At 33.9% G+C, this 8,124-nt stretch carries 7 protein-coding genes and 1 other annotated feature; of the genes, 6 read left to right on the forward strand and 1 reads right to left on the reverse strand.

All coding sequences use genetic code 11. From position 1 onward, the window contains the following. Positions 1 to 137 precede the first annotated feature (137 nt). From ABUA27_RS11145 to ileS, 6 genes are all read left to right on the forward strand, one after another. Positions 138 to 2,108, forward strand: a complete 1,971-nt coding sequence (locus tag ABUA27_RS11145; RefSeq protein ID WP_349820725.1) for a glycosyltransferase — start codon at positions 138 to 140, stop codon at positions 2,106 to 2,108. Further along, positions 2,101 to 3,042: a 3'-5' exoribonuclease YhaM family protein gene (locus ABUA27_RS11150; protein WP_187012064.1), complete on the forward strand. Its 942-nt coding sequence runs from the start codon at positions 2,101 to 2,103 to the stop codon at positions 3,040 to 3,042. The genes ABUA27_RS11145 and ABUA27_RS11150 overlap by 8 nt, the downstream gene beginning before the upstream one ends. A gap of 42 nt (positions 3,043 to 3,084) precedes the next feature. Then, on the forward strand, positions 3,085 to 3,510 hold the full coding sequence (locus tag ABUA27_RS11155; protein WP_117459551.1) for a cell division protein SepF: 426 nt from the start codon (positions 3,085 to 3,087) through the stop codon (positions 3,508 to 3,510). Between the two features lie 34 nt (positions 3,511 to 3,544). Next, a complete protein-coding gene (locus ABUA27_RS11160) occupies positions 3,545 to 4,291 on the forward strand; it encodes a YlmH family RNA-binding protein (RefSeq protein WP_287846654.1) in 747 nt (248 codons plus the stop codon). 12 nt (positions 4,292 to 4,303) lie between these two features. Then, complete coding sequence (locus ABUA27_RS11165) at positions 4,304 to 4,768, forward strand: DivIVA domain-containing protein (protein ID WP_129982003.1); 465 nt, start codon at positions 4,304 to 4,306, stop codon at positions 4,766 to 4,768. Beyond that, positions 4,727 to 4,927 (forward strand) — a binding site (T-box leader). It overlaps the preceding gene by 42 nt. A 35-nt stretch (positions 4,928 to 4,962) precedes the next feature. Beyond that, positions 4,963 to 7,722: an isoleucine--tRNA ligase gene (gene ileS, locus ABUA27_RS11170; RefSeq protein ID WP_349820726.1), complete on the forward strand. Its 2,760-nt coding sequence runs from the start codon at positions 4,963 to 4,965 to the stop codon at positions 7,720 to 7,722. Positions 7,723 to 7,789: 67 nt separating this feature from the next. Here the strand turns inward: ileS and ABUA27_RS11175 are convergent, their stop codons facing one another. Continuing rightward, a complete protein-coding gene (locus ABUA27_RS11175) occupies positions 7,790 to 7,984 on the reverse strand; it encodes a hypothetical protein (RefSeq protein WP_022424664.1) in 195 nt (64 codons plus the stop codon). Positions 7,985 to 8,124: the final 140 nt, after the last annotated feature.

Below are 8,124 nucleotides of genomic sequence, written 5' to 3' on the forward strand. Positions count from 1 at the left end.
GAACACGGAAGTTAAGCATCATAACGGCGACGATAGTGTGAAGACGCGACAATAGCAAGCTGCCAGGTCCTTTTTTTTATGTTTTAATTTTCTATTATATTCAGTATAATGTAAGTGCAAGCTAAAGGAGATTCAACATGCGTATTGCGATATTTACAGACACTTATTATCCTGATATTAATGGCGTTGTTTCATCAATTGGTATACTCAGAAATGAATTAATGAAACATGGTCATCAAGTCTTGATTATAACTACAATTCCTCCTCTTGGTGTTCATATGGAAGATGACCCATTTATTATTAGAATGAATGGAATCACTCTTAAAAGTATTTATGGATACCGTATGGCAGGCATTTATAATAATAAAATATTTAAAAAGATTAAAGAATTTAATCCAGATATCATTCATACGCAGACTGAATATGGCGTAGGCTTATTTGGACGATTATGTGGTTATAAGCTTAATATTCCTACAGTATATACATTCCATACCAATCTTTATGACTACACTTACTATGTCACTAAAGGAATCGAACCATTTGATTCAATCGCAAAAAAGATTGTAAAGAAGCTGATGAAGATATATACAACCCATACAACTTCTCTTATTGTCCCTAGTGTTAAAACAGCTTCTATGATGAAATCTATTGGTATCAAAAAAGAAATCAATATTGTACCAACTGGACTCGAATTAGAACGCTTTAAAAGATATAATAAAGAACATACAAATCAAATCAAAGAAGAGTATGGCCTTAGTGATCATTTTAATTTAATCTCTTTAGGTAGACTTGCTGAAGAAAAATCATTAGATCTCATCATTAACGCAATGCCTGAAATCATTCAAAGAAATCCAAATATACGATTGTTTATTATAGGTGATGGACCTGCAAAGAACACTTTGATGCAATTAACACATGATTTAAAAATGGATGATTATATTCGTTTTGCAGGATGTCAAAGTGCAGACGTTATTCCTGATTTCTATTATTCCGGTGATCTTTTTGTCTCAGCATCTCTAACTGAAACACAAGGTCTAACATTTATTGAAGCAATGGCCTCTTCTTTACCAGTTCTTGCAAGATACGATTCTAATTTAGATCCTGTCATTGTAGAGGGTGGTAATGGTCATTTCTTTTATACTCAAGAAGAATATATCAAAAAAGTAATAGAATTATCTCATAAGGATCTTACACCTTATAAAGAGTATGCAGCAAAGCATGCCCAACAATTTGATTCTCATACATTCTATAAAGGAGTGATGCATGTGTATAACAGTTCTATTGATCATTTTGAAAACTGTTTTGTAGTCTCTTCAATAAAACCACATGAAAAGCTAGTCTCAGTAGAATTTGTAAGTGGTAAAAGAAAAATAGCTCTTGAATGTACTATAGAAGATGTAGAAACATTCCATCTCGCCATTCAAACTCGTGTCAATCAGGAAGTTATAGATATTCTTAAAGAGAAGCAGAATATCAGACATTTATATTTTAAAGCAGTAAAACTGCTTAGCTATCATGACTATTGTTTCCATGACTTAAAGAAACGCTTAGAAACTTATGGAGACTATAATGAAATTGAGATTATGAAATGTATGGCATTATTAACAGATCGTCATCTCATAGATGATCGTAAATATGTAAGAAGCTATATTGATGCAACTCTTAAGAAGGGTAAAGGCTTAAAAAAGGCACTTATTGATTTAAAGAATAAAGATATTCCAGAACATTTAATTGAAGAAGAAATCGAAAAATTTGACGAATCAGAAGAAATAGAATATGCTTTTAATATTGTGGATCAGCTCTATTCAAACAATAGAAAGCTTTCTCCACAGGGATTAATTCAAAAAATCAAGAGAACCTTATATAATAAAGGATATAGCGAAAATACAATTCTTTCTGTTATGAATAGCTATGATTTTGAATTTTCTCATGAACGTACATTGTCTTTATTAAAACAGGAATGTGAAAAGACATATAAACGTTATCAAAATAAATATCATGATCAGGAATTAAAGATGCGTATCAGCCGTTTTCTTAAGCAGAAGGGGTATGATTATGAAGATATCCTGATTGTGATGGATGAAATATGGAGTGAATTGAATGATTAAAATTAATGAAATGAATCCAGGAAAAGAAACAGTTGGTTTTGAAGCTATTATTATCTCAGTCACTGTAGGTAAAACAAATGGTGCCAACAAGTCTTCTTATTTAAATATTGTCTTACAGGATGCAACAGGGACTATTGATGCAAAGCTCTGGTCTGCCACAGATGAGCAGATTCGTTTATTTGAAAGAGGGCAGGTTGTAAGAGGTAAAGGAGATATCATCAATTATAAGGGCATGAGACAGATGAAAATCGTTAAGCTTGAGCCTATTGAAATGAATGATGAACAGAAGGCTTTATTCTTACCACAGCCACCTATTGAAAAAGCAGTGATGCAGAAGGAATTAGATATGTATATGAAGAAGATCCACAACATTCGTCTTTATGCGATTGTTCATGGACTTATTGAAAAACATTATACAGCTTTTGTGAACTATCCTGCAGCCACTAAAAATCATCATGATTTTGCCTCAGGACTTCTTTATCATACTTTATGTATGTTGAAGCTTGCAGATCAGCTTATTAACGTTTATAGCTATTTAGATGCAGATTTACTATATGCAGGTGTTATTCTACATGATATTGGTAAGGTTAAAGAATTTACTGGACCTATTGTTCCTGCTTATTCTATTGAAGGAAGCTTAGTAGGTCATATCTCTATTGGTCATGCAATGGTGAAGGACATGGCAGAAGAATTACATATCGAGGGAGAAGAAGTATTCTTACTAGAACATATGATTCTTTCTCATCATGGTAAACAGGAATATGGTTCTCCAGTTCTTCCACAGATTCCTGAAGCAGAAGCATTAACACTTATTGATAATGTGGATGCAAGAATGAATATGTTTGAAAAAGCCCTCAAGGATACTGAACCAGGATCATATTCTGCACGTATCTTTGGGTTAGAAAATAGAAATGTGTACAAATCACATCACTAATGTGTTATAATAAACAAAACAAACAGGAGGTTTTACATGTGTATGGATAAGGTTAAAGATTGGTTATTCGGTGAAGAAGAAGGATATACAGAAGACTACAATACTGCACAAAACGGACAGGAAGAAAATTCTAATATTTTTGAAAACAATAAGACTAAAAAGACAAGTGAGATGTTGAAGCCATTTGATGCCAACTCTAGTCTTGTATTATTTGAACCACGTGCTTATTCTGATTCTCAGGAAATTGGTGGTTATTTAAAGAAAAATAAAGCAGCTGTCGTTAACCTGCATCGTTTACAGAAGGAACAGCAGAAACGTGTTGTTGATTTCTTAACTGGTGTTATTTTCGCAATTGATGGTGATATTCAGGTAATTGGTCCTAAGATTTTCTTATGTACACCTAAGAACATTGGTGTAACTGGTTCAATTACTCTTGATGATGACACACCTACAAGTACGGAGGAATAAGTATTAGCATCCGCTAATACTTTTTTTATGAAATATGTTAGAACATTTTAAAGGTGATGAAGAATTCGTCTCTAAAATATTAGATTACAAAGATCAGGCACTTTATTCACAGCGTATGATTCTTACACAATTTCTTGATCCACATCAGCAGTCCATTGTAGAAAGTGTTATTGGTCATGAACTCAAAGTAGAAGCAGATGGAGGATTTGATGGAGCAGAAAATAAAAGAGTGCTCATAGCACCTGATTTCTATGAATTTGAACCTGAAGATTTTAAAGTCACAGTATTTAAAGTAGATTACAATGATACATTTGGAAAACTTAAACATTCCGATGTCTTAGGGGCTTTAATGCATTTAGGTATTAAGCGTCAATGTATCGGAGATATCAATGAAGAGCCACTTTCCTTTGCCTGTATGACAGAAAATAGTGATTATATTCGTATGAATCTTACACGTATCAAACGTTCTTCTATTCATTTAGTAGAAAGTAAAGAACGTCTTTCTATTCAGCAGGATACCTATACTAAAACAGTGATCGTTTCTTCTTTGCGTTTAGATAAGATGGTTGCGCAATTATTTGGCATCTCTCGCAATAAAGCAGTAGAAGCCATTCGTGGTCAGTATGTCAAGCTTAATTACAAAGTTATTGAAGATATTTCAAAAATATGCGATAATAACGCTATAATATCTTTACGTCATCATGGCCGAGTAAAGATATTCATAACAGATAGAAGAACAAAGCAGGATAATTATGTAATAGAAGGCCAATATTATCGATGAGGGGACACGGTTATGGGATACATGTTCAATAAGCAGCTTCGTGGATATAATACTGAAGAAGTCGATGATACGATTGAGACTTTAGAAAAGAAAATTCAGGAAACTACTTTACAAATCAGAAGACTTGAAAAAGAATTGGATAAAGTTAAAAAAGAAAATATCGCGATGGCTAATCGTCAATCTATTGAACGAAAGACCAATGAAGAGATTTCCCGTCTTGCTTTAAAGGAAGCCAGTGAACTCATTACAAAAGCCAAGCATAATGCGAATATGATTCTTAAAGAGTCTATGAATTATGTGAAGGGTTTAAGTGATGAAGTAGAAGGTTTTAAGGATGAAGCAAAAGATTTTAGGGCTGAAATTGTAAAAATTAGCACAGAATTGTTAGAAACTATTGACAAATCAGAAATTTTTAGTTTAATTAATGAAGAAGAAAAAAAAGCGAAGAAAGAGAGCGCTGATCAAGAGAACTTATAGAGAAACCGTGGGTGGTGGAAACGGTGAAGGTGTATTGGTCAGGAATCACTCTGGAGCTGCATCCTGAATAAAGTAGGGAATGCCGTTGATTGCGTTAAGATCTTAAGTGCATATCGAATGATATGAACAAAGGTGGTACCGCGTGCAAACGTCCTTTATGAAGGACGTTTTTTTATTTGTGAAAGGGGATATATATGAATTACAAAAGCACACTCTTAATGCCAAAAACTGATTTTGAGATGCGTGGTAAGCTTCCTACTAAGGAACCTGCTTACGTAGAAAGATGGCAGAACGCTAACATGTATGAAAAGGTGATCAAGCAGAATGAAGGAAAAGAACATTTCATTTTCCATGATGGACCTCCATATGCAAATGGTAATATGCATGTTGGACATATGTTAAATAAGGTTATTAAAGACGTTATTTGTCGTTATAAGAATATGGAAGGTTTCTATACACCATATATTCCAGGATGGGATACTCATGGTTTACCTATCGAAAATGCAATTCAGAAGCAGGGTGTAGATAGAAAATCTATGTCTACTGCAAAGTTCAGAGAAAAATGTTATGCATATGCATTAAAGCAGGTTGAACGTCAGATGCAGCAGTGTATCCGTGTAGGTACATTTGCGGACTACAAACATCCATATTTAACTTTACATAAAGAATTTGAAGCAAGACAGATTGATGTATTTGCGAAGATGGCTGTAGATGGATTAATCTATAAAGGATTAAAGCCAGTATATTGGTCACCTTCATCTGAATCAGCATTAGCTGAAGCAGAAGTAGAATACCATGATGTAAAATCACCTACTATCTATGTACGTTTCAAGGTAAAAGATGGTAAAGGTATCTTAGAAGGTGATGATAGCTACTTTGTAATCTGGACTACTACTCCTTGGACAATCCCAGGAAACCAGGCAATCTGTTTAAACCCACGCTTCACTTATGCATTAGTTAAATCTGAAAAAGGTAATCTTGTTGTCTTAGAAGAATTAGTTGATTCATTATGGGAAACATTTGGATTAAAAGAAAAAGAAATCTTAAAACGTTTCAAGGGTGAAGAATTAGAATACATCACATGTACTCATCCACTTTATCCAGAAAGAGAATCATTAGTTATCATGGGTGACCATGTTACAACTGATTCAGGTACTGGATGCGTTCATACAGCAAGTGGATTCGGTGTAGACGACTTTAACATCTGTCAGAAATATAAATTACCAGTACTTGTAAACGTTGATGAACATGGCTGCATGATGGAATCATGTGGTGAATGGCTTGCAGGGCAGTATGTTGATGATGCAAACAAGACTGTTACAGTAAAACTAGAAGAATTAGGCGCTTTATTAAATCTTACTTGGATTACACATAGCTACCCTCATGACTGGCGTACTAAGAAGCCTATCATCTTTAGAGCAACTGACCAGTGGTTCTGTTCTATCGATAAGATCAGAGAAAAACTATTAAGTGAAATCGATAGCGTTAACTGGATTAATGAATGGGGTCATATTAGAATCTATAACATGATTAAAGACCGTGGTGACTGGTGTATCTCAAGACAGAGAACTTGGGGTGTTCCAATTCCAATCTTCTATTGTGAAGATGGTACTCCTGTAATTGATCAGAAAGTATTTGATCATGTATCAGCACTATTTAGAGAATTCGGTTCAAACGTATGGTTTGAAAGAGATGAAAAAGATTTATTACCAGAAGGTTATACAAACGAACATTCACCAAATGGTATCTTCAAGAAAGAAAAAGATATCATGGACGTATGGTTTGACTCAGGTTCATCACATACTGGTGTATTAGTAGAAAGAGGATTAGGTTATCCAGCTGATCTATACTTCGAAGGTAGTGACCAGTATCGTGGATGGTTCAACTCTTCATTAATCATCGGTACTGCAGTACATGGTAAAGCACCATATAAGACAGTTTTATCTCATGGTTTCACTCTTGATGGTAAGGGATTAAAGATGAGTAAGTCTGGTGGTAACGCTGTAGATCCAATCAAGACAATCAATAAATGGGGTGCTGATATCTTAAGATTATGGGCTACTACTGTAGACTTCCAGTCAGATGTACGTATCTCTGATGATATCTTAAAGAAAGTATCTGAAAGCTATCGTAAGGTAAGAAATACTATGCGTTTCTTACTTGGTAACTTAAATGATTTCAAGGATACTGATGTATTACCAGTAAATGAATTAGAACCAGTTGATCAGTATATGTTAGCTAAGTTAAATGACTTAATGGATGCATATCATAAGTCTATGGATTCTTATAACTTCTCAGAAGCAAACAAGGAAATCTTAAACTACTTCACTAATACATTAAGTGCATTCTATATGGACTTCACAAAGGATATCCTTTATATCGAAAAGGCTGATTCTACAAGAAGAAGACAGGTACAGACAGTTCTTTATCATCATGCAAAGACAATGATGAAGTTAATCTCACCAATCTTAGTCTTCACTGCAGAAGAATTACATGATCACTTCCATTGTGATGCAAAACAGGAAGAATCTGTATTCCTAGAAGCTAAGCCAGAAAAGTTCGAAATTGAAAATGCTGATGCATTAAAAGAACAGTTCGATTTATTCATGAACTTACGTACTGATGTTATGAAATCATTAGAAAACTTAAGAGCTGAAAAAGTAATCAATTCTAACATGGAAGGTAAGCTTACTATCACTCTTAAGGATGAATATAAGTCTTTAGCTTCATTAGAAGATTCTATGAAACAGTTATTCATCGTCGCAAAAGTGACTTTAGATGATAATGCAGAAGGTAAAGATGAATATGAAACTTGTTTTATCAAGGCAGAAAAATTCCATGGTGTTCAGTGTCCAAGATGCTGGAATTGGTTCGAAGAAGGCGAATTAGTAGATGGATTATGTCCAAGATGTCATGAAGTTGTAGAAACTTTACCATCTAGTGAAGAAGAATAAAAAATAAGGATATGAGGATTGCCTCATATCCTTTTAACATCCAATAAAAAAAGTCTAGAAATCTAGACTAATAGCCACGCTTATATTCATTAAAGCGATCTAAAGAGTATCCGATTAATCTTAATACAAAAATCAAAACAAACCCTACCGCAAATAAGATATATAAATGTGCAAAGAAACCAATCACACAGCATAATGCAAATACGATATAGCCAATAGTTGTTAAGAAATCCATATATTTATGTTCTTTTAATCCGTTCATAGTTTCACCTCATTCTAGGATATTATATCATTCTCTGTAAGCGAAAACAATTGCAGAATTACTCTGTCAACCGAAATTGATAATGTCTCAAAAATAATCAAACATTAGCACCACAACGGTGCTTTTGTTTTGCAGCATAA

It is taken from the genome of Catenibacterium sp. RTP21428st1_D7_RTP21428_210409, from assembly GCF_040227455.1.
In the GTDB taxonomy this organism is placed as follows: domain Bacteria; phylum Bacillota_I; class Bacilli_A; order Erysipelotrichales; family Coprobacillaceae; genus Catenibacterium; species Catenibacterium mitsuoka_A.